Genomic DNA, 25,546 nt, shown 5'->3' with positions numbered 1-25,546 from the left:
GTACAGTATCCCATATCTGCGGACAGTTAGTTGAAACGTTAGGGGAGGAATCCGTTTGCAGCATGTAAAAGAATCTTTTGACGTCGTTGTGTGTGGCGGCGGTTTGGCTGGCGTATGCGCGGCCATAGCCGCAGCAAGGAATGGAGCGCGTACCTGTATCGTGCAGGATCGCCCTGTATTCGGAGGGAATAGTTCGTCTGAAATTAGGGTATTTCCGCAGGGAGCGGCGAACTACAACGCTTATGCGCGAGAAACAGGCATTATTTCGGAATTGCTGATTGAAGAGCGTGCCGTGAATCATGAGCCCAATAACGAAAATGGCCGAACAAACAGTGTCTGGGATATGATTCTGTACGATAAAGTGATAAGTACACCGGGCTTGTCCTATCATTTGAACACATCCGTTCATGCTGTGGAAATGGGGGATGCTAAGGAGATTCACGCGGTTTGCGCGCGAATCGGCAATGCGGAGATCGAACTTACCCTGCAAGCGAAGGTTTTTATCGATTGCTCAGGGGATGGAATCCTGGCGGACTTATCCGGCTGCGAATGGCGCATGGGATCGGAGGGAAGGGATGAATTCGGGGAACCGCACGCCCCTTCTACGGCTAACGCGGAAGTCATGGGCAGTTCGATTCATTTTCGGGCCAAAGATATGGGCAGACCGGTCCCTTTTCAAGCGCCGACATGGGCATTTCCCTATGAGGATCCGGATGTCTTTTATAAAGGAGGCCGTGTTCCTCATGATCCTGAGGGGGGCTATTGGTGGATTGAGCTGGGCGTACCGTGGGATACGATATCGGATAACGAGACCATTCGCCATGAGCTGACGAGGCACGTCTTGGGCATATGGGATTATATGAAGAATAAGGATCCGGACCTGAGGGTAAAAGCAGCGAATTATGCGCTGGACTGGATCGGCCAAGTTCCCGGAAAACGGGAGAGCCGGCGAATCATGGGTCAGTACCTGTTAACAGAAAATGACCTAGTGAATCCGCCTGTTTTTGAGGATGAGATTGCCTTCGGCGGCTGGTATATCGATCTGCACAAATCGGGTGGATTGCTTGCCGAATACAGCGAACAATCTGTTGCCGAAGGAGAACATTCGGCCTATATGATCAAGAGCTACGTCGCTCCGTACGGCATTCCACTGAGATGCCTAATGGCCAAGGACGTATCGAATTTATTGATGGCAGGACGCAATATCTGCGCGTCCCATGTGGCACTAGGCAGCAGCCGCGTAATGGGCACGACCGCACTGCTTGGTCAAGCCGCAGGCACGGCGGCCGCTGTCGCGCTTAGCCATGCAGAGCGCGTAAACAGTATCTCTGCGGACACCATAGCTGCGCTGAAACAAAGGCTTTTGAGAGATGGCTGCTTCTTAATAAACGAAACCAATCAAGATCCGCTGGACATAGCGAGATTTGCAACGGTGACGGCTAGCAGCGAAGCTAAACTGAGTCGAATCGAACCCGCGGAGCAGGGGTCAGCACTGGATGGTGCTCATGACAGCAGTGAGCTTTTAACGGAAAGACGAGGCCAATGGATTGCTGTAAGCACAGCGCAGATTGAGGCTCTCTCTGTTTGCGTAAGCAATCTGACCGATCAAACCCAGTGGTTGGCTGCATCCTTAGCCGCCGTCGGTCACATCTGGGAGTATGTCACAGATACGCAGCCGATCATCGCGAGCACCACGCTTGCGGTTCCTCCTGGCCGGCTACAGTGGATTCGCTGGGAGCTGGATGTGAAGCTAACGCAGGACGCTTCTGCAGGCTATGTCCGGTTAGATATCGGCGCTCATCATCAACTCTATTGGCATAAGGCGGCCAGCGTTGCACCGGGGATGGTAGCCGCGTCGGATATGGGCAATGGGCTCATGCGAAGGTATGGCAACGGTGAAACGTTGGCCTTTCAGATCGAGCCCGCGCAGAACTGCTATCCGGCGCAGCATATCGTAAGCGGCGTCACACGACCGTATCGAAGCACGAATCTTTGGCGCTCCGATCCTTCCGAAGGGATGCCGCAGTGGGTGGAGTTAGCTTGGGAAGAGGCGCAAATGATTTCGCAGGTGGAAGTTACGTTTGCCGGGCATTTATTGCGCGATTACCGCTTTTACCCGCCGCTTAGCCCGGACCCGCAGTGCGTCAAAGCGTACGAGCTTCAAGCGTGGATGAACGGGGAATGGATGACGTTGGAGAAGGTCTCCAACCAGTATCAGAGGCGGCGGATTCATCATCTTGCGAATTCAGTATCTACAAAGAAGCTCCGGCTTGTCGTTTATGAGACAAATGGCGATCCAAGTGCCGCTATCTACGAAATCAGAGTGTATTAAAAGAAGGTGCCCCCAAAGCCATGAACATGGTGAGGGGGCACCTTCTTTATCAATCCTGCTCATGCTGCTCGCGGTATTGATTCGGCGTCATGCCGGTTGCTTTCTTAAAAGCTGTAAAGAAGTGGCTTTTCGACTGGAAGCCGGACTGCGCCGAGATTTCGGCTACGGACCATTTTGTTTTGAGCAGCAGCTCCTTCACTTTCTCAACGCGGCGCTCAAGGATGAAATCGGAGATGGAAATATCGTTCTGTTCCTTGAAGATTAAGCGCAGATAATTGACGGAAAAATTGACATGGTTGGCAATGTCATCGATGGTCAGCATCGCATTGTGAAGGTGATTAGAGATATATTCCACAATCTCTGGAAAAATTTCTTCTTTTTGCGTGCGGCGGCTGGACATTTGTTCGATCAGATTCATCAGCGATTCCTCGATCCAAACATGCACTTCCCTCAGATTGTTATACTGATCCAATTGGTTGCGTATGCCGACCATACCCCCGGGGGTGTGCAGCTGTTTAAATGATTTTTGCAGCACATACAGGAGTTGAATAAGTTGAAGCTTGCTTTCATCCGCAGGCAAGTCTTGCAGCTGACTGAACAAGTGCAGAAGCTGCCGTTGCAAAGCGTCGGTATCCCGAATGCGAATCGACTGAACAAAAGCGGAGATTTGTTCGTTATCCAATCCCTGGAACTGGCCATCCATGTGCGTGTTCTTTTTGTCATGGGGCGTATAAATGGCGCTTTCTCCTGTAAGGAAGGAGATCTCGGTCAGCTCGTACGTCATTTGATAAATGTGATGGATATTTTCAGTCGGCGCAATGGCATCGCTGATTCCGATCGAAAGGGACACTTTAATCCATTGCAGAACATGATGTTTGGCGTCTTCGAGCATGGCGAGAAGCTCGGCTTCACTCCGCTTCTGCGTCTCGGGAACCGAGAGGACGACGACCACATGATCGCTGCCGAGATCGGCTGTCTCCGCTTTTAACCCGTACGTTCGAACGACTTCCTCTATCACGTTCTGTATCGCAAATTTCATTAATTTTCGGGATTGAAAGTTGTACGTTTGGCAAAAGGGGATATACTCCTCAATGCGACAGACGACGATGCGAATCGGCTTATGTAAAGAGATGGTGATCTTCTGTTGTAGATCCTCCCGTAGGGACGGACCTACGGACCCGCTTAAAATCCACTGTCTCAGAAGTTCATCCTTCACAATCGAATCGCTGTTTTTGAGCGAGCGATTTTGCTCCTCGATGCGATGAACTAATGTATCAATGCCCAGCTTGAACTCCGTATGAAAAGAGGATATCGAAAGTTCATTTTCCGGCAGCTTCGACCCTGTGGTATACTGGCGAATTTTATCCAGAATTTCAGTCAGTGGTTTGTAATTTTGTTTGGACAGGAAATACAGAATGACCAGCAGCAAGACGATCATGAGAAAGAAGGAGCCTAATACTTTTAAATTGAGCGCGAGCAGCTTGTTTTTCCAAATCCCCTGCGGAGTCAGCAGGAAGAGCTGCCAGCCTTCGTCCGAAAAAGTAATCGATTGTACACCCCAACTCTGCCCTTCCGATCGCCACTGATCCCCCGCTTGCATAATCGTCTTTGCATCAGAAGGGCTGACATCCCCCATCAGCACGTTCTGGTCGGTGTCGGCGACGAGCCACTTTCCTTCGAATTCATTATTGCTCAGCAGAAGATCCTCAGCGAGAAATGCTTTATCCAGCATAATCACAAGGCGCCCCTTCGGTGTCTGGTCAATGCCGCCATTGGGCAGAGAGAGAGTTAATTCCGTTTGCCCCAGATAGCTCGTTTTTGAAAAGTTGAGAGGCTGCACTGACGGATGCATGAACTGCTGCAGCATCGCTTGATCGGGAAACTGATCAAACGACATAGCCCCGTTTTTGACGGAAAACACTTCTTGGGTGGTCAGGTTAAAAAGGAAGACATCATGAACGAGCCGCTCGGTCGCCAGAAAATCGCCTAATTCGATATCAATCAGATGACTCAAATAAGCATCTTTTCCTTTCTGGGTAAGCCAATCTCGCATATTCCGCTCCTGATAAAGTTGAATACTGCTTACTTTTAATTTTCTTAACGTCATGTCCATCGTATTTCGAAAGTGATTGAGTTTAGCGGCTGATCTTTCGTTCACTTCATTAATGGCATATTTCGAAATTTGGCTGGATAGGAAGAACGAATAGAGCAGTGCCATCCCGACAAACGCCACGCCGACGATAAAGAAGATGCGCATGTAAAGTTCTTTGAAATGAATCCGTCTTAGCATAGCTGGCAGCCTCCAAAAGGATGAAAGATGTTGATGATGTATGTCACATTCGCTATATCCATTGTCTCAGCAGTCCTAGCAGAATGCAATCGTCCAGCGGGGTTTCATGAGATTCAAAACCTTGTGTGAAAAGGAGAACTTGACGAAATGTGATTCTCAGAACTCCCTTCAAACTAAGAACTATACAGCCTGTTAGCGAAGGTATAGAGTAGGGCCTATCAACGGATTCGAAGCATGCATGCGAAATCTAGAAAGAAAGGTGAGTCCTGTGTATAAGAGAATCATTCTTCACAAAGTGCATTATGTCATGTTGCTTCCGGGGCTTGTGTACTATCTCATTTTCAAATATGTCCCGATGGGGGGCGCCATCATTGCTTTTAAAGACTTCAATATTGCAACAAGGATTTGGGGGAGTCCTTGGGCAAACCCGTGGTATAAGCATTTTAAATATTTCTATGATTCACCGTACTTCTCGCAAATTATGGCGAATACGATGCTCATTAGTGTTTACAAGCTCTTCTGGCTCGTCCCTCCGTCGATCCTTTTTGCCATTTTATTATCCGAGATTCGGTGGAAAGCTTTTCGAAATGTCATTCAGTCCATTATGTACATGCCGCATTTTATTTCCTGGGTCATCATTTTCGGGATCTCCTTAGCCTTATTCTCGGAAGCGGATGGACTTATCAATCTCATGTTGAAAAATGCCGGCGTGGCGACGATTCCCTTTCTAACGTCGAACGAATGGATTCGATCTTTACTTGTGGGAACCGATCTTTGGCAAAATCTAGGCTGGGGTACCATCGTTTATTTAGCTGCTATTGCGGGCATTGATCCGACCTTGTATGAAGCCGCCCGAGTGGATGGCGCGAGCAGAATCAGAATGATTTGGCATATTACCTTGCCGGGCATTCGGACTGTCATCATTTTGATGCTGATTCTCCGTCTTGGCACGATCTTAGATGCGGGGTTTGAACAAATCTACATCATGTACAATATTCAGGTGTATCAGAAAGCGGACATTATCGACACCTGGGTATTCCGCACGGGCTTAGAACAGCTTAACTTCAGTCTGGGTGCCGCTGTAGGGCTCTATAAATCAATCATTGCACTGATCTTGGTCATTGGTGCCAATACTTTAGCCAAGCGAGTAGGTGGAAGCATATGGTGATGGATTGGAAAGAACGTTTTTTTGAAATTTTGATTTATCTGATTCTCATCGTAATGTCGGCCTGTTTCGTGTTCCCTTTGCTGTACGTGCTATCGATGTCATTGACGCCGTTCAGCGAGGTGATGAAAAACGGCGGTTTTCTCATCATTCCCAGACATATTTCATTCGAGGCCTATGCCCTGTTCCTAAAGGATGCGACGATCCCTAGAGCCTTCGGTGTCTCTTTATTCGTCACCATCATCGGAACCTTATTGAATGTGCTGCTGACGGTCCTTATGGCGTATCCCTTGAGCAGGAAAACGTTGCCTGGCAGGTCGATTTTTCTCTTCCTTATTCTGTTTACGATGATGTTTAATGGCGGCATTATTCCTACCTATCTCGTCGTGAAGGCAAGCGGATTGTTGAACTCCGTATGGTCGATGATTATTCCATCCGCAGTCGGGACGTTTTCGCTTCTGATCACAAAAACCTTCTTCGAGGGTTTACCGGAAGAAATTATGGAAGCGGCACGGATCGATGGGGCTTCCGAAAGCAAGGTTTTAATTCGTGTGCTATTGCCGATGTCTGTCCCCGTCATGGCTACAATTAGTACCTTTTATGGCGTTATGCATTGGAATGAGTTTTTTAGCTCGATTTTATATATCACGGATGCCAATCTATATCCGCTTCAGGTCGTTTTGCGAAGCATTCTAACCGCCTCGATGTCCGCCGAGATCAATTTGGAGAATACGGTTCCTTCTACAACCCTGCAAATGGCAGGCGTTATCTTAACAGCACTTCCGATTGTAATTGTCTATCCTTTCATCCAAAAATATTTCACCAAAGGAATGTTGATTGGTGCAGTGAAAGGTTAACCGTTTACATATAAAATGATCTAAGGGGAGATGGTTCTATGAAGGTTTCATTGACAAGCATTACAGTCATCGGGTTATCGATCAGTATCTTATTAAGCGGATGTGGGAAAACAGAAACCACGGATGGGGGCAAAGCGACCTCCGCGAGTGCAACCGCACCGGCAGCTTCTGCGAAATCAACGGCACCGGTTAAATTAAGCGTGCTGATCGGCGGGACCGGTTTAAGCGATGTCGACAAGCGGATTCAAGCCGAGATCGGCAAGAAGCTCGGCGTGGATTTCGACTTTAACGTGATGCAGACGGGCAACAACAATGAATATGCCAATCAAATTAACGTCAGAGTCGCTGCCGGCAATGCGCCGGATATTTTCACCGTTTCGAATGATCAAATGCAGCAATTCTCGAAGCAAGGGGCCATTCTGGATTTAACGAATTATTTGGATAAAATGCCGAATGTGAAAAAGGCGTACAGCGAAGCTGACTTAACCAAAGGGAAAGTGGACGGCAAGCTCATGACGCTTCCGAAGCGGGCAGCGGTCCCTTACCGCATGGTGATGTTAAGAAAGGACTGGCTGGATAAACTGAACCTGCCTGTTCCGACTACATTAGACGAATTGGCAACCGTCATTAAAGCTTTTCATGATAAGGATCCGGATGGGAACGGCAAACAAGATACTTACGGGCTGACGGGAACCGGATTGGATGTGTTCGCACCATTCTTCGGGGCGTTTGGCGCTGCTTTCGGTTCGGAGGGCAATTTTACCATCAAAGATAATAAAGCGGTATATTCGAGCACCCAACCGGAAATGAAGCAAGCGCTCACTTACATCAATAGCCTGTATGCCTCGGGCGCGATCGATCCGGATATCCTGACGAATAAAGGAAATGCAGCAGCTACGAAAGCTCAAAAAGGTCAAGTGGGCGTCATCTACGCCAATTGGTCGGATATGTTCAAGGATGAGTTCGTGAAGCTGACGACAGATACGAATCCCAATGCCAAGTTCATTGCCATTGAGCCGCCGACGGGACCTGCCGGTAAATTTAACGGCGCGTTCGACTATAGCGCAACAGACTGGCGAATTGCGCTTCCGAAAGCCATCGAGAAAACACCGGAGAAATTAGAAAGAGCGCTAGCCTATCTCGACTACATCACAGGGGCAGGCGAAGGTCAGAACATGGTGATGTTTGGCTTTGAAGGTACGCACTATACCAAGGAAGGCAGCGTGATTACACCGCTTCCGGCGATGTCAGAGCTCGGATCGACCTTTCAATTGCAGTTGACCGGCCGGGATGAGCTGCCTTACTTGTATACGAAGTTCGCCAAGCAAAAAGCTTACATCGATTTCGCGATTAACCTGCCGTACATCAAAGTGTACAATAACTTTGTAAAAACACCGGAAGGCTTAAACAAATCGGATAAGGATCGTTTCGAGAATGAAGAGTTTATCAAATTTATTTATGGGAAACGTCCGGTTGAACAGTTCGATGATTTTGTGAAAACGTTGAATACGACCTACCAGCTTCAAAAGTATGTCGACGAGGCAGAGAAAGCTTTTAAAGAAAAAGGATTGATTAAGTAGAGCGGAGTTGAATGGATTTGTTACGTGAAGAAGCCAGAGAAATTCCTGTTTTCTACGAGGCAGACATTTGTGTCCTAGGGGGTAGCTGCACTGGCGTTTTTGCTGCTGTTCGAGCCGCTCGCCTGGGCGCAAAGGTCGTTATCATTGAGAAACAGAACGCTTTCGGCGGCGTTGCGACATCGGGTTTAGTAAATATTTGGCATTCGCTGCACAATACCGAATTCAATCAACAGATTATAGCCGGATTGACGCTTGAGACCATCGAGCGGCTGGATCGGATAGGTGCCGTGATTGAGCACCAGAAGAACCACTCTTCGGGTTTCTTGCTCAATACCGAGGAACTTAAGATCGAATTAGATCGACTCGTTCAGGAAGCAAATGTAAAGGTCTATCTTCACACGATGTTTGTTGCCCCCTACGTCGTAGATGGGGAGCTTCAGGCCGCCATTGTGGAGAATAAATCCGGGCGTGGCGCGATTAAAGCCCAAATGTTCATAGACGCCACAGGTGACGGTGATCTGTGTGATCGGCTGGGAATTGGGCACCGCATCTCCCCTGAGTTTCAGCCGTCAACGGCATGCGCCAAGATCGATGGGTGGGAGCCTGGGCTGCAAGGATTTGATTTGGCGGAAGCGCTGCTTGCGTATAAAGAAGAATTTCATATTCCTGAAGGCTTTGGTTGGGGCGCTCAAGTTCCAAATTCTAAACACGTGTACATGTATGCGGGAACGCGTGTGTATCACGCCAACAGTTCAGACGGCGAGGCATTGACCTACAGTGAAATGGAAGGCCGCAGACAAGTAAGAGCCATCATGGACATGGTTCGCAAATACGGTCAAGGCAACCAGATGTCGCTTGTCTCTCTTCCATCGTACATCGGCACGCGGGAAACGCGCCATATTGACTGTCATTATCAATTGACAGGGGATAACGTGCTGCATGGCCATCGGTTTGATGATGCCATCGCGAACGGAAGTTATCGGGTGGATATTCATCATCAAGATAAGCCTGGACTGACGTTCAGATACTTAAATGGAGAGCAGGTGTATATCCGGCCTGGTTATCCGCATGAAGTGGGCAAGTGGCGGGAACCGGTTGAGATTGACCCCACCTTTTATCAAATTCCGTATCGAAGCTTATTGCCGCAAGGACCCTACAAGAATGTTATTGTGGCCGGCAGAATGTTGGATGTGGATGAGACTGCTTTTGGCGGCGTGCGGGTCATGGTGAATATGAATCAACTTGGCGAAGCTGCGGGCGTTGCTGCTTATATAGGGCTTTCAGAGAATAAGGGATTTGTAGATGTGGATGTACAGCAGCTTCGACATCAGTTGAAGAGCGGTGGATCGATTGTACTATAGATAACTACCTGATGTTAAGGGAGAGGATAGCGAGTAGAACCGGGAGCCAACCATCTGAAATTCAAATAGGAGGATGTGCATGGTTATGAGGCTAAGATGGAGGTTTATGTCTTGTATACTACTAATTACGATGATGACATCTGTAATTATTCCTTGGGGAGCAGCGCCTGCATATGCAGATACAGTGGAAAAGAATGCCTTGCTGAATCCAGGATTCGAGAGTGGCAACCGAAATTATTGGGGGCAATATAGTTCGAATTCTGCTGTGGTTTCTATCCAAAATACAGTCAAACATGAGGGCAACTACAGCTTGCAGGCAACATTTAGCGGAAACACCAACCTGCAATTGTATCAAGACGTTACGGGCGTTCCCGGGCAATCGTATTATTATGAAGCATGGGTCAAAAGCGAAGGTATTTCGCCAACGGGGTCGCAGCCCAATGGGTTCTATCCTTCCTTGCTGATCGCTGCTTATAATGGCAGCACATGGGTAACCAACCCGGCAGCACCGGCTGCTATCGCACCGAACCAAGACTGGACGAAGGTCAGCGGTACGTTTATATTCCCGTCCGGAGCGAATACCATTAAGCTTTCGCTCGGGCGCTGGAATGCGGTGGGCGCTATCTCCGGCACGCTGTATGTGGATGATGTATTTATCGGGAAAGCACCGGATTCTCTGCAGGCGGCACTGACGGCGCCTAACTTTTTAGTAACAGATTCGGTCGATCTTACAACGCAAATGAACCTTACGGGAAGCTTTAACGGTTCGTCATCCGGAATCGCTCCGTCCAGTGCGGTTCGGTGGCAAGTGACAAGCGGCAGCGCGGTGATCGTGGGCAATCACTTGACGTATACAGGCGATATGTCGGGGGGAGATGTCAGCCTGAAAGCGACGTTCGCGGGTCTTGAAGCGACGGTCACGGTTCCCTTTATTCGAGATCCCATTGCTCCCATTCCCGGGAATATCGTGTTGAATGGAGGATTCGAAGCCGGAAATCGAAGTAATTGGGGGCAGTACAGCGCCAGCTTTGCTGCGGTTACGGTGCAGAATGCGGTCAGACGAGGAGGGAGCTACGGCTTACAAGCTGCGTTGAGCGGGAACACCAATCTGCAGCTTTATCAGGATATGGCAGGCACGCCGGGAAAAAAATATTACTATGAAGCGTGGGTGAAAAGCGATGGCATCACGCCAACGGGTTCACAGCCCACGGGCTTTTATCCTGCATTACAAATCGCGGCTTACAATAATAGCAGCTGGGTAGCGAATGCGGCAACGCCTGTTACCATTCCACCCAATCAAGATTGGACGAAGATCAGCGGAACGTTTATATTCCCGGCTGGAGCGAATACAATCAAGCTGTCATGGGGCCGATGGAATGCAGTTGGTGCCATCTCCGGTAACTTGTACATCGATGATGTGTATGTCGGGAGAAGCCCGGATGCCATTCAGCTGGCCATGTCCAAGGGAAGCTATAAAGTAACAGAGTCGGTTGATTTGGCCGACCAAGCAAATCTCACAGGGAATTGTGGTGGCTGGTTGCTCCCGGTCACGGAGTCCGACTTGGTGACATGGTCCGTAGTCGCCGGCAGCGCGACCATAGCCAATAACAAGCTGAACTACGGGGGGGCGCCGACAGGGGGAAGCATTACCTTGAAGGGCATGTATAAGGGACTTGAAACGACTGTCATGGTTCCTTTTGAGCCGGATGTCGAAGCTCCGGTGTGGGGTTCCAACGCGCAGATCGCAACCACGGGAAAAGGGAGACATACCCTTAACTTAGCATGGCCCAGTGCATCCGATAATGTAGGTGTAACGAAATACCGGTTATATCGAGATGCCGAACCGCCTATAACTGTAAATGGTAACGTTTACACATTGGCAGGGCTTGAGGCGGGGAGAAGCTATCACTTTGAGATTGAAGCGGGTGATGCCAGCGATAACTGGACGAATGATCGAATTGCCGCTGACTTCAGTACAAGAACACTGCAAGAGCCAGATTGGATTCAGGGTTCGCTAACGGCAACCGACGTGGATTATTCATCGCTTACCCTGCACTGGAGCGGAGCTGCGGATGATCTTGGCGTCACGCAGTACCGCATTCTGCAAAATGGACAGCAGATTGCCGTGACTTCGACTGTGTACGCGTATCCCGTTAGCGGGCTGCTGGCAGAGACCGCCTACACCTTCCGCGTAGAAGCGGGCGATGGCAGCAGCAACTGGACCGACAATGGTCCGACCCTGCAAGTGGTGACGCCTTACCGCTCGGTTGCGGCAGCTGAGGTGAGTGTCAGCGAATCGGACGTCATACGGCACGCGGATAAGGAATTGCTCGGTTTCAACAATGACTGGCAAGAAAGCCAGCGCGTCATCATGAACCAGAGTCCGAGCTTGGCCATCCGGGATGATTATGCAACCGCCATGCAAGGCCTGTCTCTGCCGCTCAGCAGAATGGGCGGAACGGATTCGCAATATTTTAAATGGAAACAAACCTTGGGGCCTTATGCACAGCGAACAGGCTTTCCTAATCAATGGTATCCGACGACGCCGATGAATTTCGGTATTGTGGAGTGGTTAAAGTCCGTACAAAGCGTGAATATGAACAGTTTGTTTACATGGACATTTAATATGCTGCAATCGGATTATGCCGCAGATGCGGCGGATTTGGCGGAGTTTCTGACAAGTCCGGGCGACGGCACTACGAATCCCAATGGCGGAACGGATTGGGGCGCACTGCGCAGGCTATACGGCATAGCGGATCCAGTCAACGTCGTGTTCGAGCTTGGGAACGAATTGGATCATGGCCTGGGGATGAGCAACGCGGACTATATTCAAAAGTGTACGGAGATTATCGCAGCTGTGCGAGCTGTAAATCCATCGGCGAAATTTGCAGCGTTGGCCAAAACGGCACCATGGGGGGATGGGGCTCCTTCGGGTACTTGGCGGAACTGGCATAATGCGGTGCTGCAACAACTGGGAAGCAGCATCGACTATATTGCCTTCCACCCATATTATCTCGGTAATTCAATAGCCAATACAGAAGCGTATCTCAACTATCTTCGGGATGATATTCATGCATGGGAAGTCGGCAATGGTTCCGGTCATGCTGTGAACGTGTACATTTCTGAACATGCCGTATGGCCGCTGCGAGGCACGGAAACGGATTATTCGGCAGCTTCGTACCGAACGCATGATTTGGAAGGGCTTCTGGGCACAGCCCAATTCATTAACAGGATGTACAATCGACCTGAAATTACGATGGCTGCTTATCATGCGCTTGTATCGGGCCCATGGTTCACCTTGGGCCTGGGACCGTCGGGCATTTATCGTACGGGCATTGCGGAAATGATGACGACTATGGAGCAAGCGCTGGGGACGGATGTCGTAAAAGCGGACGTAACGGGGGACTACACGAATCTTACGCAGGATAATAATACGTTTACGGTCAATGCGATGACGGACGATGCGGACGGATTGCGTCTTGTGCTTGTGAACAGAGATTCGCGGATGAAGCGCGATATCGGCTTTGAATTTGAACATGCGTATAAAGTGGTCAAAAAGACAGTCCTAACGGCACCTAGTCTGATTTCCACGAATACGGCGACTAGCGCGCCGATCTCGGCCGTCACAACTGTGGTGACGGATGAACAAGCGCTGCAGCATTACCTGATGCCGGAGAAAAGCATGGTGGTGTTGTATTTGGAGAGGCTTGACGCGCAGCCTTGAGACGAATCACAAATAAGGAGCTAAGCGGCCTGATGCGCTTAGCTCCTTCGCTTTTTGAGAACCACAAAAATTTTCATTCTTTTCTAATGGATACCTAATAATTGGTTTACTATCATCAAGACATTTCAGAACACCGGTTTTTCCCGAGTACTGGCGTAGATTCATTACATGTAATTCACTTTGTCACTGATTGGAACGTTATTTGGCATAGAATTGGAACGTAGATTTGTATAAAAAATGTAGCCCGATGAATCAAGGAACCTTGACTTGTCGGGCATTTCTAATTAGTGTAATAGTCAATAAAAAAACCTTCATTTTCAATGTCTTATCTCTGGAACCAATCTTGTCATAAGTAGTGAAAATAAAATTAAGGTACGTGCCGCATGATTGGAGATAAAATTCGTGCTCTGAGAAAACGGATATAATATGCTATTGGAAGAAGATTATAGTAAGGATTTGAAATTAGCTGATGTTTGGAGTCTTAGTCCCACTGAGTTAGAGCTAATATCTCAGTTTAGATTACTTTCAAGTGCCAAACAAAAAGAAATTTTGGATTTTCTCAGCTATAAACTTAACTATACTTAGTTTCGACGCTAACTACAAAAACCATGCCAAGATGACCACGCAGGCGTGGCTTTTTGCTGTTCACTTCCTATTACTCCTAATCCATGAATTTTAATAAAGTGATGGCCCCTAGTCCTTCTTCTGTAACATGGTACAATCTGTTCGAAAATGAAAATATTGCTTTAAAGTAACACAGTAGTCTTAGATGCAGTTAAAGGTATGGTGTAATAACCATTAACCTAAAAGCATCGCAAATTTTGCACGTATTTTCATCTGAATTTTCTATTGTATAATGAATCGAGAAAAACTTTGAAAATATAGTCAGCCTATTTTCCTTCACAATAGGTTAAAGGAGACTTTATCATGCAATCGATAAATTTTAATACGATTCGTTTCAAGTTAATTTTCGGTTTATTTGTTATCATGCTACCGGTTATTTCTTTCCTTGTTTATAACAGCTATTATTCCATAAGCGTAGTTCGTAATCAGGTGGCACAATCGAGCAATAACTTGCTCCACTTGTACATGGGATTGATTGATAAGGATTTAAATAATATTGATAATTATCTCCTACAATTTGCTGCACAGAATGCAGGGTTATCTTATTTGGACCGCCCGGCTGTGCAGGATCAGGATGCGTATAATCTGGCCAAATATCAGTTATTCCGGGATTTGTATGAGAAAAGCAATTCGTATAATGCGCTTGATTTTTTCTTTGCTTACTCCGTTGTAAATCAAGACTTAATACTTGCTCCAAAAGCTTCAGTGTCGGAGAGTCCCGACCTTAAGGAATTCAAAGATACTCTAAGACAGCTCACTCAGGATACTCAGAAATTATCGTCTTATAGCACGAATCGGTGGTCAACAATTACTATAAATGGAATCCCTTATCTTATTCATTTAATTAAGTATGGAAATGTTTACATCGGTGCGCTTGTAAATTCCAAAGAAGTCATGGTACCGCTTGATCTGCTGGATCTTGGGAAAAACGGAAGATCGCTGATTGTTGATGCTGATAATCAACCGCTGATGGACCATAATTTTTACAAGGAGCAGGAGATTCAGCTGAATTATGAACAGGGCACTTATTTGCTTACTGGCACGAACCGGAAATATTTGGTCATTGGTGAGCAATCAAGCAAAGGAGATTTCAGTTTGCTTGCCGTAATACCGGATCGTAATATTATTGAACAGCTTCCTTATACACAGCGTGTTATATTGATAATAACTATTGGGGCGGTCTTTGTTTTAATCGGAGCTTTATATTTCTTGAGAAGGACCGTACTTCTGCCGATTAATCGCATTATTGTAGCGATGCGCAAGATCAAGGACGGCAACTTGGAGGCTCGGATCGTTGATACGCCGATATCTCAAGAATTCCGAATGATGAATGAAACCTTTAACGATATGATGGTTCAAATACAGGAGCTCAAAATCAATGTTTATGAAGAACGTTTAAACAACCAAAAGGCGGAGTTAAAGCATCTGCAATTGCAGGTTAACCCTCATTTTTATTTGAACTCCTTAAATATCGTATACTACTTGGCAGAGGACCAAAATTTTCGTTTACTAAAGGAGCTATCCTTATCCTTAATTGAATATTTCCGTTTCATGTTTCGTAGTCACATGGATTTCGTGCTGCTAAAGGATGAAATCAAGCATGTTCAAAACTATTTGCGTATTCAGGAGTTTCGTTTTCCTGGGAGCCTTACTACTCATTTCTCTATATCAGAAGCTCTATTGAACTATAAGATCCCTCCTTTAATCGTGCAAACATTTATTGAAAATGTGATCAAGCATGCCGTTTCTTTGGATGAACCGATTGAAGTTCATGTTGAGATCGTACACCATTTGGACCGGATGATCATTCGAATTGAAGATACCGGCAAAGGGTTTGATCCGGGAGTTTTACAGAAGCTGGAGCAAAATGAAACCCTTATGAACAATGATTCGGGGGAGCATATCGGAATTTGGAATGTGAAACGAAGACTTTGGCTGCTGTATCAAGAGCAAGCGAACATAAGCTTCTCTAATCATCCTGGTGCGGCCATTACCATCATGCTTCCGCTTCAGTCGGGATAAGGAGGTCCTTAATATGTACACGTTATTGATTGTAGATGATGAAGTATACATTGCCAATAAGGTGAAAGCTAGCGTTGATTGGGACCAGCTTGGAATTTCCAAAGTTTTTGTTGCTTATAATATCCGCCAGGCTAAGGAGATATTCGAAAGTCATTCGATTGATGTGATGATTTGTGATATTGAAATGCCACAGGGGAATGGTCTGGAGCTGTTGACATGGGCAAGAGAAAAATACTTAAAAACAGAATCCATCTTTCTTACATGCCACGCTGACTTTGAATATTCCAAGCAAGCGCTTCGATTAGGAAGCCTGGACTATTTACTGAAGCCGGTACCGGAAAATGAATTAAAGGAAGTCGTACAGAAGGCTATTTATAAAATAAAAACCGAAAGACCATTAGTAATGGAACGTTTCTGGCTGGACTTACTACAACAAAGCATTCCTTCTCACCCTGAAGCAATCAAGAAAGCTCTCTTCGAAAAAAGCATCCCTTTGTCCGAAACGGCAAGCATTCTACCGATCCTGATAGGCGTTCAGCATTGGGAGAAAAAGCTGTCCGTTCGCGAGGAACATATTATGGAATATGCTCTTCGAAAGACAGCAGAAGAGCTTATACTTCAGCAGGGGAACAAGGGTCAAATCATTCAGGTGAAAACCGGGCTTATCTTGGTTATCCTTGAATTGGAGAGAGAGTCTGTTCCAACAGAAGAGAAGCTGAAAGAGTTGTGTGAAGCTTTCATTGAAGCCAGTCATCAATATTTTTATTGCCAGGTTTCCTGCTATATCGGTGAATTGACTCGAATTCCAAATATGCTAGCCATGTATGATCAATTAATGTATCTGCACCTTAACAATGTTTCTCTAAGCAAACAGGTCATCGCATCTCGTGAACAAAGCGTTAAGACGCAAGACATTCCTTGGCCTCAAATGAACATATGGGCGGAAATGATGAAGCAAGGGGACAAAAAGAAGCTGCATGCGGAAATCACAAGTACGCTCCATTCCTGGAAACAAATTGAGGGGCTCGATGCCCAAAGCTTGAGACAATTTTACCAGAGTTTTCTGCAAATGCTTCTGTATACTCTGCAGCAAAATGGTCTAAAATCGGACCAACTATTCAAGGATCAATTGTCGCCTGATCGAGCACTCATCGCTACGAGATCTGTCAACGATCTTCAATCTTGGGTTCAAGATGTTCTGGAAATTACTTTCATACAGCAGAATGAAGGGGAAAGTGAATCTTTGGTGGATCGAATCAAGCATTACATTACTTCCCATATCGATCAGCCGTTATCCCGGCAATACATTGCGGACTATATCGGTCTAAGTCCGGATTATCTAGTAAAATTGTTCAAGAAGGAAACGGCAATCTCGATTTCGGATTATATTACGCAAGAAAGGATCCGCATTTCTAAAGAGCTTCTTGCGCATTCGGACCTACCGGTGAGCAGCATTGCACAAGCTGTCGGTTATTCCAACTTTGCCTATTTTTCAACCACTTTTAAGAAAGAGGTATCGATGACGCCTCAGGACTATAGAAGAACGAGTCGCTAATTTCAAATAAACATCCCGATTCGGGATGTTTATTTTGTTAGGACGGAAATTCAAAAGTGTGAGTGCGGATTTATGGTAGTTGCTTAAAATCGTTTCGCTTAATATAAAGTTTATAAGAACCGAAGAGTTGAATAAGGGGGAGATGACATTGAACACAAGGGCATATGAAGCATCACGATCAGAAGTACAGCCCCAACAAGTTACAGCCACGAGAGCGTTATTAAAAAAGGTGGTTAAGTACCGGGCATTACTCTTAATGACGCTTCCAGGAGTTCTGTATCTGTTGATTAATAATTATTTACCTATGTTTGGGGTCGTCATTGCATTCAAAAATATCAATTTTGCGAAAGGAATCTGGGGAAGCGACTGGGTAGGGTTCAAAAACTTTGAATATTTGTTTAAGACAACTGATGCCTATATCATCACAAGAAATACAATTCTCTATAATGTCGTATTTATCATTTTAACTACAGTGTTTGCCATCGGTTTAGCAATCATGTTGAATGAAATAAAGAATCGATTTTTGTCACGGATGTTTCAAAGCTTTATCTTACTGCCCTATTTAATTTCCACGGTTATTGTGGGCTACCTGGTATTATCATTTTTGGATGTTGAAAGTGGATTTATCAATACATCGATTCTTCCTATGTTGGGGATGAATTCAATCGAATGGTATGCAGAAACGAAATATTGGCCTTATATATTAACGATTGTGCACACATGGAAGGACGCAGGATATTTATGTGTGATTTATTTAGCAGCAATTATTGGGATTGATCAAGAATACTACGAGGCCGCGACGATAGATGGGGCCAACCGGTGGCAGCAGATGTGGGGTGTTACTCTACCGCTAATTACTCCTGTCATTACGATAATGTCACTATTAGCCATCGGACGTATTTTCTATTCTGACTTTGGGCTATTCTATCAAGTGCCCTTGAATACAGGGGCTTTGATGCCGGTTACTAATACCATTGATACCTATGTATACCGAGCACTTATGAATTTAGGTGATTTCGGAATGGCGTCTGCTGCTGGGCTGTACCAGTCTCTTGTCGGATTTATTCTCGTTATGATATCCAATTTTATTGTTAAAAAAGTAAACAGCGAGAATGCACTGTTTTAAGGAAGGTGACGCCCATGCTAACAAATAAAGGATATCAGTTGTTTTTGAATATGATTATGTTGCTCTTTGCCATCTGCAGTGTATTTCCTTTTCTTCTTTTGGTTTCGGCATCCTTTACGGACGATATGGAGATGATACGCAGCGGATACTCGCTAATTCCTGAGACAATTAGTTTTTCAGCATATGAGTATCTCTGGAATGACGCTACGACAATCATGCGAGCGTATGGAATCACGATACTAGTAACCGTCGTAGGGACACTAATAGGACTAACATTTATTTCTTTGCTTGCTTATCCGCTATCCAGGAAAGAGATGCCATTTCGCAAGTTTCTGGCTTTCTACGTTTTCTTTACTATGTTATTTCATGGTGGACTTGTCCCTACGTATTTGGTCTATACCAATTTACTTGATTTGAAGAATACGATTTGGGCCCTAATTATTCCGGGATTACTGGTGAATGCGTTTTATGTGATTCTCATGCGTACCTTCTTCGCAACCTCCATACCCCCATCGATTATTGAGTCGGCTTATATTGATGGAGCGAAGGAGTCAAGAATTTTTATAAGAATTGTCGTCCCCTTATCAACACCAGTGCTTGCCACCGTTGGTCTATTCCAAACCATTCGATATTGGAACGACTGGTTCAATGGTCTAATCTATATTACGGATAGCAAATATTACAGCCTCCAAAATTTATTAAACCGCATTTTGCTGGATATCCAATTTATGCAGAACAGCGATGGTCAAACGATGGAAGCGGCGGCGCATTTACCTTTGGAATCGATGCGAATGGCTATTGCTGTTATAGGCGTCCTTCCGATTATTGCTGCTTATCCTTTCTTTCAAAAATTCTTTATCAAAGGGATTACCGTCGGCGCTGTAAAGGGTTAAAGGCTATAACTGGTATATGCCAATTAAGTATATATTCAAATAAGGGGGAGTTTTGAAATGGTTGCACCGAAGAAGTGGAGTTCAAAAATGATATTATTAGGAATAGGAGCAAGTGTCTTACTAGCAGGTTGTAGCTCGAATGGCAGTGAAAAGCCCCAGAACGTAACGAATGGATCAGGCAGTACAGGTGAGTTAAAACCATATGAAATTGTCATGATGTTCCCATTTAATAACCAGCCGAAAGAATTGCAGGTGGTTACAGAAGAAATCAACAGAATTACGAAAGAAAAAATGAATGCTACTGTGAAGCTTGTACCGATCAGTTTTGGTACTTGGGCTCAACAAACGACCGTTATGCTGGCCGGTAACGAAAAGATTGACCTCATGTATAGCAGTGTTCGAGGTTCATTCAATAACACAGTTGCCCTGGGACATTTTATTCCACTGGATGAGCTTATTGCAAAATATGGTCAAAACGCTAAAAAAGCTCTGGATGAACAAAATCCTCAAATTTTGAATGCAACAAAAGTAAACGGGAAAATTTATGGCTTGCCTAATATTAAAGATTTGGCCTCGGATTATGGCGTGACGATGCGTAAGGATCTTGTTGAGAAGTATAAGATTGACATAAATAGCATTAAAACATTAGATGATCTGGATGCGATATTTAAAATGATCAAAGATAATGAGCCAGGTGTGACACCAACTGTTAAATATGGCTCTACTATTATTGATTCTTATGTAGGATCGCTTATTGATCCTCTAGGGAACCAGTTTGGCGTCCTTCCCATACATGGTAATGAGTTGAAGGTCGTGAATTGGTTCGAGACTAAGGAATATGAGAATTTGCTAAAAACGGTAAGAAGATGGTACCTTGCAGGATATATCGCGAAAGATGCTGCTACGGATACAGAAACCAAATATAATCTCGTCAAGGCAGGGAGAGGTTTCTCATGGTTATCTTCGATGAAGCCAGGTATCGAGCAGCAGGAAACCCGGAGTACAGGTAAGGAGATGGTGTCCGTTCGCCTATCGCCGCCCATCACGACAACAGATAAAATTACAGGAAGTTCTTGGAGCATTGTACGCAGTTCAGAGAACCCGGAACGTGCTATGATGTTGCTGGACTTGTTATACACGAATAAAGATCTGCAAAATCTGTTCAGTTGGGGAGTAGAAGGTAAGCATTACGTGAAAAAAGGGGACGTTATCGATTTCCCTGAAGGGGTCAATGCTTCGAACTCCGGGTATAATCTGCAACAAGGGTACATGTTCGGTAACCAATTCTTATCCTATATTTGGAACGGAGATGATCCGCAGCTTTGGGATAAAATGTCTAAGTTCAACAAGAGTGCGGTCATATCTAGAGCGATTGGTTTCAGCTTCAACGCTGAGCCTGTAAAAACAGAGATTGCTGCGGCGAATAATGTAATCAATCAGTTTAGAGTAGCATTAGAGACAGGAATGTTGGATCCAGAGTCGAAACTGCCCGAATTCAATAAGCAGTTAAAGGCTGCGGGCTTGGATAAGATCATTGCGGAGAAGCAAAAACAGTTGGATGAATGGGCTAAGAGTAATAAATAAAGATTTACTATTTCCATAGTCACGAAATCCGCGGTAGGTTCCTTGCAATTTGTGAGCGAATCTGCCGCGAACTATATTCCAATTTTAGTTATAAGTGAGGTTAAGCCGATGGTACAAACAGTTGAGCTGAATGATGGCTGGATTTTTACCAAAAATAATACGGTTACCTATTCATCGGAAGATATTCAAGAGGGCGAGGACGTTACAATTCCGCATTGTTGGAACCAAATTGATGGGCAAGATGGAACTCCTTATTATCGAGGACAGTGCTGGTATCAAAGAAAGCTTACTCTCCCCGAAGTGGACGTGACGAAGCGACTGTACTTGGAAATCGGAGCAGCAGGGATGATCGGTACGGTTTACATCAATGGACAATGTGCCGGTGAGAGCCGGTGTGGATATTCCATGTTCAGAGTACCTCTGAATCCTTATATTCAGGCTGGAGAAAACCTTATATCCATCATGGTGGACAATAGCCTACACAAGGATGTATTCCCCCTTATGGCGGACTTTACGTTTTACGGAGGATTATATAGGGATGTTAAGCTCCTGGTGATGGAGGATATCCATTTTGACCTGCTGGATCAAGGGCGAGATGGTGTGTATTTAAGTCAAAAGAAATTGGAGAATAACGCCTTTGAATTGGAGGTTTTCGGAAAAATAATCAATGAATCTTCCATTCCTAGAACAGGAGTCCTTATCGTTCAAGTGAACGATCAAGAAAGCAATATGGTTTTGGAAGAAAGAATGGAATTAACATTAATCGCCGAAACCGCTTTTAATATAAAAAGTGTGATCTATACTCCCATTCTTTGGCAAGGTATAGAAAATCCATATCTATATACCGTCAATGCATCCATAAATATAGAAGGACATACTTATGACATGCGATCCATTAAGTATGGATTTAGAACGGCAGAAGTAACAGCAGATCGAGGATTGCTGCTTAACGGTAAACCCATAAAGCTTAATGGTGTTAGCCGTCACCAAGACTATGCAGGTGTGGGTAATGCCATTACTAAGGCTCACATGGAAGAGGACATGTCCTTAATTCGGGATATAGGTGCGAATACCATTCGCCTATCGCATTATCAGCATGATGATTACTTTTACAGCTTATGTGATCATTACGGGATGCTAGTGTGGGCTGAAGTACCGTTCATTAGTATTCCCTCAACTCAGGATCCGCAAAATCAGAATGCCGTTGATCAGCTTGAGAGGTTGATTAAGCAGGCCTATAATCATTGCTCCATCTATTGTTGGGGAGTACAGAATGAAATCACAATTGCTGTTGAAAACGAGAAAACATATGAAAGTGTAAAACGGTTAAAGGCTCTGGCTAGACACTTGGATCCGGGTCGGCTAACGGCTCAAGCCAATATTTATTCGGTTGAAGACGATAGTTTGCTCAATTCCATCACGGATCTTGTCGGTTACAATTTGTATTATGGTTGGTACTATGGGGAAATGAAGGATCTGGGGGAACGACTGGATCGATTCCATCGAGTGCAGCCCAATGTGCCTGTTCTTATTGCGGAATATGGCGTAGATACGAACCCTAGGTTTCATTCTTATTCTCCGCAAGTGAAAGATTACACCGAGGAGTATCAGCTGCTCTTCCATCAAAATGCGTTACAGACAATCAACGATAGGCCCTATGTCTTGGGCGGTTATGTATGGAATATGTTCGACTTTGGCAGTGCAAATAGAAACGAAGGCGGCGAGTCAGGTAAGAATTTGAAGGGGCTCGTAACGATTGACCGGAAAATAAAGAAAGATGCCTATTATTTATATAAAGCCCATTGGTCAAAGAATTCTTTTGTCCACATTGCCGGCCGCCGATTTACTAATAGGCATAATGAGTTAAACGACATTGTTATTCTTTCCAATATTTCTGTTATCAAAATTTATAAAGATCAAGTCCTGCTCAAGGAAGTAAAAAATGATCAGCCTGTGAAGTTGGTGAAAGACGTAGCTCTAGTTCGAGGTGAGAATCACCTCAAGGTTGTGGGTGTCGATGAGCTAGGCGCTATCTACTCCGATGAAATAGTGCTCCATTACGTGTCCGAGATAGATAAAAGTTATGTTTATGTGAAAAAGGAAGAGGCAAGGCATGTTGTGAACTGGTTTGAAAAATTTGATTTAACTAACGTTAAGGAAATTGAACTGAAAGAAGGCTATTATTCTACTTTTGACACAATAGAAGATCTGTATATGAATGAGAAAGCTAAAGCAGTGTTTCTTAAATATTTCGAGCATACAACACATAATCCAAGGTTTGAATTGACCAAAGGAGTCATGTCGATTGAGAAGATGTCAAAGCTCTCTTTCTTCAAAATTCCTAAAGATTTACTTACCGTTATCAATACAGAATTGAACGTGATTAAAAAATAAGCTTTAATAACAGGAGTGATATCCCGGTATGTTATATCCTCAAAGCAATACGAAGAGAGAATTGATAGAGTTAAATGGGATATGGAATTTCAAACTTGATGACGGAACAGGTGCTACCAATAGAGTATATGAACAACAACTGCAGGGTACGATTCCCATGCCCGTGCCGGCCAGCTATAATGATCTGGTGGAAGACGCGCGGGTAAGAGATCATGTGGGTGACGTATGGTATGAAAGGGAGTTTTACGTATCCGAAGCTTGGCAAGGAAAACGGATCGTACTCCGATTCGGCAGCGTAACGCATTACGGCAAAGTATGGGTTAACGGTCAAGAGGTGATGGAGCATCACGGGGGCTATACTCCGTTTGAAGCGGATATTGCACCATATGTTTATTTTGATCGCAAGAATCGGGTCACCGTGCTCGTAAATAATGTGCTCGACTTCACTACGATTCCCATCGGCGAACTGCAAGTCAGACGGGATTCTGTGGGGAATGAGATTCGAAAGCAGGACTACTTCCATGATTTTTTCAATTACAGCGGGATTCACAGACCTGTTCGGATTTATACAACGGCACAACAGTATGTAAAGGACATTACCATTCGCTCGGAGCTTCGCGGTCAAACAGGCGTCGTTCAGTGTGAAGTGGAAACCGAAGGCTCTTCGAATGTAAGGGTAACGATTCTGGATGAGCAGGAGAACATGGTCGCTGAAGCATCAGGTGTGCATGCAGTCCTGGAAATTGAAAAACCAACGCTGTGGGAACCAGGGGCTGCCTATCTGTACACTCTAAAAGCAGAGGTTATTGGCAAGGAAGGAACTGTTGTAGACACATATAGCGAACCTTTTGGTATTCGTACTGTGAAGGTGGAAGGAAAACAGTTTCTGATCAATGGAAAACCCTTTTACTTTAAAGGCTTTGGCAAGCATGAGGATGCGGAAATCCATGGCAAAGGTTTGGATGAAGCGTTAAATATCAAAGATTTCAGCTTATTGAAGTGGATGGGGGCCAATTCATTCCGTACGTCCCACTATCCGTATGCTGAAGAAATCATGCGATTGGCTGATCGTGAGGGAATCGTGGTTGTGGACGAGGTTGCCGCGGTCGGACTGCATCTATCATTAGGGGCGTATGCATCATCAAATACACGTAATACCTGGCAAACCGTTCAATGCCAAGAAAGCCATAAAGCAGCTATTAAAGAATTGATTAAGCGCGATAAGAATCATGCATGCGTTGTGATGTGGGCTATTGCGAACGAACCTGCCGGGGAAGAAGAAGGGGCTTATGAATATTTTAAGCCACTCGCGGATTTAACCCGGGAGCTTGATCCTACAAGGCCGCTCACGATTGTCAATTACTATGCCGCATCCCCTACTACCTGCAAAATTCATACGTTAAGCGATGTGCTGTGCTTAAACCGCTACGTAGGCTGGTATGCGTTTGGCAATGATTTGGAGATGGCCGGCAGAGTGCTGAATCAGGAGCTACTGGCATGGTGGGAACTTACAGGAAAACCTGTTTTTCTAACGGAGTTTGGCGCGGATACCATTCAAGGACTAACTTCTACAGTGCCTCTTATGTGGTCGGAAGAATATCAGTGTGAATTTTTAAAAACATACCATCAAGTTATGGATAAGCTCGACTTCGTGGCGGGGGAGCACGTCTGGAACTTTGCTGATTTTGCCACAAAGCAAGGGATTGTCAGGGTAGATGGAAACAAGAAGGGTGTATTCACCAGAGATAGACGGCCAAAGAAAGCTGCTCACTTCTTGAGGGAGCGTTATCAGAATATAAAGGATTATTACTATAAGATTGAAAAGTGATTTATTAATCGTACTTAGTCAGACCTCTATCCCATCGGAATAGAATAAAAGGGGGTAATTTACCGATGTTATCGGTGAAATGATTTCAACAGAACGGACTCTGTAGTCTTCTTGCTATTTACGATGAACATCATCCCCAGAGGGGATAATATTGGAGGAGCCGGATGCGTTGACCCGCACGTCCGGATCTGTGAGAGGCCCATGCAATTGC

14 protein-coding genes are annotated in these 25,546 nt (G+C 45.3%); 13 read left to right on the top strand and 1 reads right to left on the bottom strand.

Translation table 11 applies throughout. The features are described from left to right. Nucleotides 1-55 precede the first annotated feature (55 nt). Nucleotides 56-2,332, top strand: a complete 2,277-nt coding sequence (locus EJQ19_RS03040) for an FAD-dependent oxidoreductase (protein WP_126139724.1) — start codon at nucleotides 56-58, stop codon at nucleotides 2,330-2,332. 49 nt (nucleotides 2,333-2,381) lie between these two features. Here EJQ19_RS03040 and EJQ19_RS03035 read toward each other — a convergent pair whose 3' ends face one another. After that, nucleotides 2,382-4,622: a helix-turn-helix domain-containing protein gene (locus EJQ19_RS03035; protein ID WP_126139723.1), complete on the bottom strand. Its 2,241-nt coding sequence runs from the start codon at nucleotides 4,620-4,622 to the stop codon at nucleotides 2,382-2,384. 238 nt (nucleotides 4,623-4,860) lie between these two features. On the opposite strand from EJQ19_RS03035, the gene EJQ19_RS03030 reads away from it, so the two are divergent. The 12 genes from EJQ19_RS03030 to uidA all read left to right on the top strand — a co-directional run bounded on the left by EJQ19_RS03030 (nucleotide 4,861) and on the right by uidA (nucleotide 25,335). After that, nucleotides 4,861-5,790, top strand: coding sequence for an ABC transporter permease (locus EJQ19_RS03030; RefSeq protein WP_126139722.1), 930 nt, complete (start codon nucleotides 4,861-4,863; stop codon nucleotides 5,788-5,790). Next, nucleotides 5,784-6,644, top strand: a complete 861-nt coding sequence (locus tag EJQ19_RS03025; protein ID WP_126139721.1) for a carbohydrate ABC transporter permease — start codon at nucleotides 5,784-5,786, stop codon at nucleotides 6,642-6,644. The genes EJQ19_RS03030 and EJQ19_RS03025 overlap by 7 nt, the downstream gene beginning before the upstream one ends. 38 nt (nucleotides 6,645-6,682) lie before the next feature. After that, nucleotides 6,683-8,224, top strand: a complete 1,542-nt coding sequence (locus EJQ19_RS03020) for an extracellular solute-binding protein (RefSeq protein WP_126139720.1) — start codon at nucleotides 6,683-6,685, stop codon at nucleotides 8,222-8,224. Between the two features lie 11 nt (nucleotides 8,225-8,235). Continuing rightward, a complete protein-coding gene (locus tag EJQ19_RS03015; RefSeq protein ID WP_126139719.1) occupies nucleotides 8,236-9,585 on the top strand; it encodes an FAD-dependent oxidoreductase in 1,350 nt (449 codons plus the stop codon). 73 nt (nucleotides 9,586-9,658) lie between these two features. Further along, nucleotides 9,659-13,309: a carbohydrate binding domain-containing protein gene (locus EJQ19_RS03010; protein WP_126139718.1), complete on the top strand. Its 3,651-nt coding sequence runs from the start codon at nucleotides 9,659-9,661 to the stop codon at nucleotides 13,307-13,309. Between the two features lie 927 nt (nucleotides 13,310-14,236). Further along, entirely contained in the window at nucleotides 14,237-15,955 is a 1,719-nt protein-coding gene (locus EJQ19_RS03005) for a sensor histidine kinase (protein ID WP_126139717.1), read from the top strand. A gap of 13 nt (nucleotides 15,956-15,968) precedes the next feature. Then, on the top strand, nucleotides 15,969-17,510 hold the full coding sequence (locus EJQ19_RS03000) for a response regulator transcription factor (protein ID WP_126139716.1): 1,542 nt from the start codon (nucleotides 15,969-15,971) through the stop codon (nucleotides 17,508-17,510). 256 nt (nucleotides 17,511-17,766) lie between these two features. Beyond that, nucleotides 17,767-18,636, top strand: a complete 870-nt coding sequence (locus EJQ19_RS02995; protein ID WP_420901659.1) for an ABC transporter permease — start codon at nucleotides 17,767-17,769, stop codon at nucleotides 18,634-18,636. 14 nt (nucleotides 18,637-18,650) lie between these two features. Next, entirely contained in the window at nucleotides 18,651-19,529 is an 879-nt protein-coding gene (locus EJQ19_RS02990) for a carbohydrate ABC transporter permease (protein ID WP_126139715.1), read from the top strand. A gap of 57 nt (nucleotides 19,530-19,586) precedes the next feature. Further along, nucleotides 19,587-21,113, top strand: a complete 1,527-nt coding sequence (locus EJQ19_RS02985) for an ABC transporter substrate-binding protein (RefSeq protein ID WP_126139714.1) — start codon at nucleotides 19,587-19,589, stop codon at nucleotides 21,111-21,113. A gap of 108 nt (nucleotides 21,114-21,221) precedes the next feature. Beyond that, nucleotides 21,222-23,507, top strand: coding sequence for a glycoside hydrolase family 2 protein (locus EJQ19_RS02980; RefSeq protein WP_126139713.1), 2,286 nt, complete (start codon nucleotides 21,222-21,224; stop codon nucleotides 23,505-23,507). Nucleotides 23,508-23,535: 28 nt separating this feature from the next. Then, nucleotides 23,536-25,335, top strand: coding sequence for a beta-glucuronidase (gene uidA / locus EJQ19_RS02975; protein WP_126139712.1), 1,800 nt, complete (start codon nucleotides 23,536-23,538; stop codon nucleotides 25,333-25,335). The last annotated feature ends 211 nt before the right edge of the window (nucleotides 25,336-25,546 follow it).

It is taken from the genome of Paenibacillus whitsoniae, assembly GCF_003955665.1.
In the GTDB taxonomy this organism is placed as follows: domain Bacteria; phylum Bacillota; class Bacilli; order Paenibacillales; family NBRC-103111; genus Paenibacillus_E; species Paenibacillus_E whitsoniae.
Note: the sequence above shows the minus strand (reverse complement) of the source record. Positions and strands in the feature narration are given on the sequence as shown.

Coding starts and splice junctions, on each gene's coding strand:
- EJQ19_RS02995 (WP_420901659.1), top strand. CDS start 17,767: ATGACGCTTCCAGGAGTTCTGTATCTGTTGATTAATAATTATTTACCT.
- EJQ19_RS03010 (WP_126139718.1), top strand. CDS start 9,659: ATGTGCATGGTTATGAGGCTAAGATGGAGGTTTATGTCTTGTATACTA.
- EJQ19_RS03025 (WP_126139721.1), top strand. CDS start 5,784: ATGGTGATGGATTGGAAAGAACGTTTTTTTGAAATTTTGATTTATCTG.
- uidA (WP_126139712.1), top strand. CDS start 23,536: ATGTTATATCCTCAAAGCAATACGAAGAGAGAATTGATAGAGTTAAAT.
- EJQ19_RS03035 (WP_126139723.1), bottom strand. CDS start 4,622: ATGCTAAGACGGATTCATTTCAAAGAACTTTACATGCGCATCTTCTTT.
- EJQ19_RS02985 (WP_126139714.1), top strand. CDS start 19,587: ATGGTTGCACCGAAGAAGTGGAGTTCAAAAATGATATTATTAGGAATA.
- EJQ19_RS02990 (WP_126139715.1), top strand. CDS start 18,651: ATGCTAACAAATAAAGGATATCAGTTGTTTTTGAATATGATTATGTTG.
- EJQ19_RS02980 (WP_126139713.1), top strand. CDS start 21,222: ATGGTACAAACAGTTGAGCTGAATGATGGCTGGATTTTTACCAAAAAT.
- EJQ19_RS03030 (WP_126139722.1), top strand. CDS start 4,861: ATGCGAAATCTAGAAAGAAAGGTGAGTCCTGTGTATAAGAGAATCATT.
- EJQ19_RS03005 (WP_126139717.1), top strand. CDS start 14,237: ATGCAATCGATAAATTTTAATACGATTCGTTTCAAGTTAATTTTCGGT.
- EJQ19_RS03020 (WP_126139720.1), top strand. CDS start 6,683: ATGAAGGTTTCATTGACAAGCATTACAGTCATCGGGTTATCGATCAGT.
- EJQ19_RS03015 (WP_126139719.1), top strand. CDS start 8,236: ATGGATTTGTTACGTGAAGAAGCCAGAGAAATTCCTGTTTTCTACGAG.
- EJQ19_RS03000 (WP_126139716.1), top strand. CDS start 15,969: ATGTACACGTTATTGATTGTAGATGATGAAGTATACATTGCCAATAAG.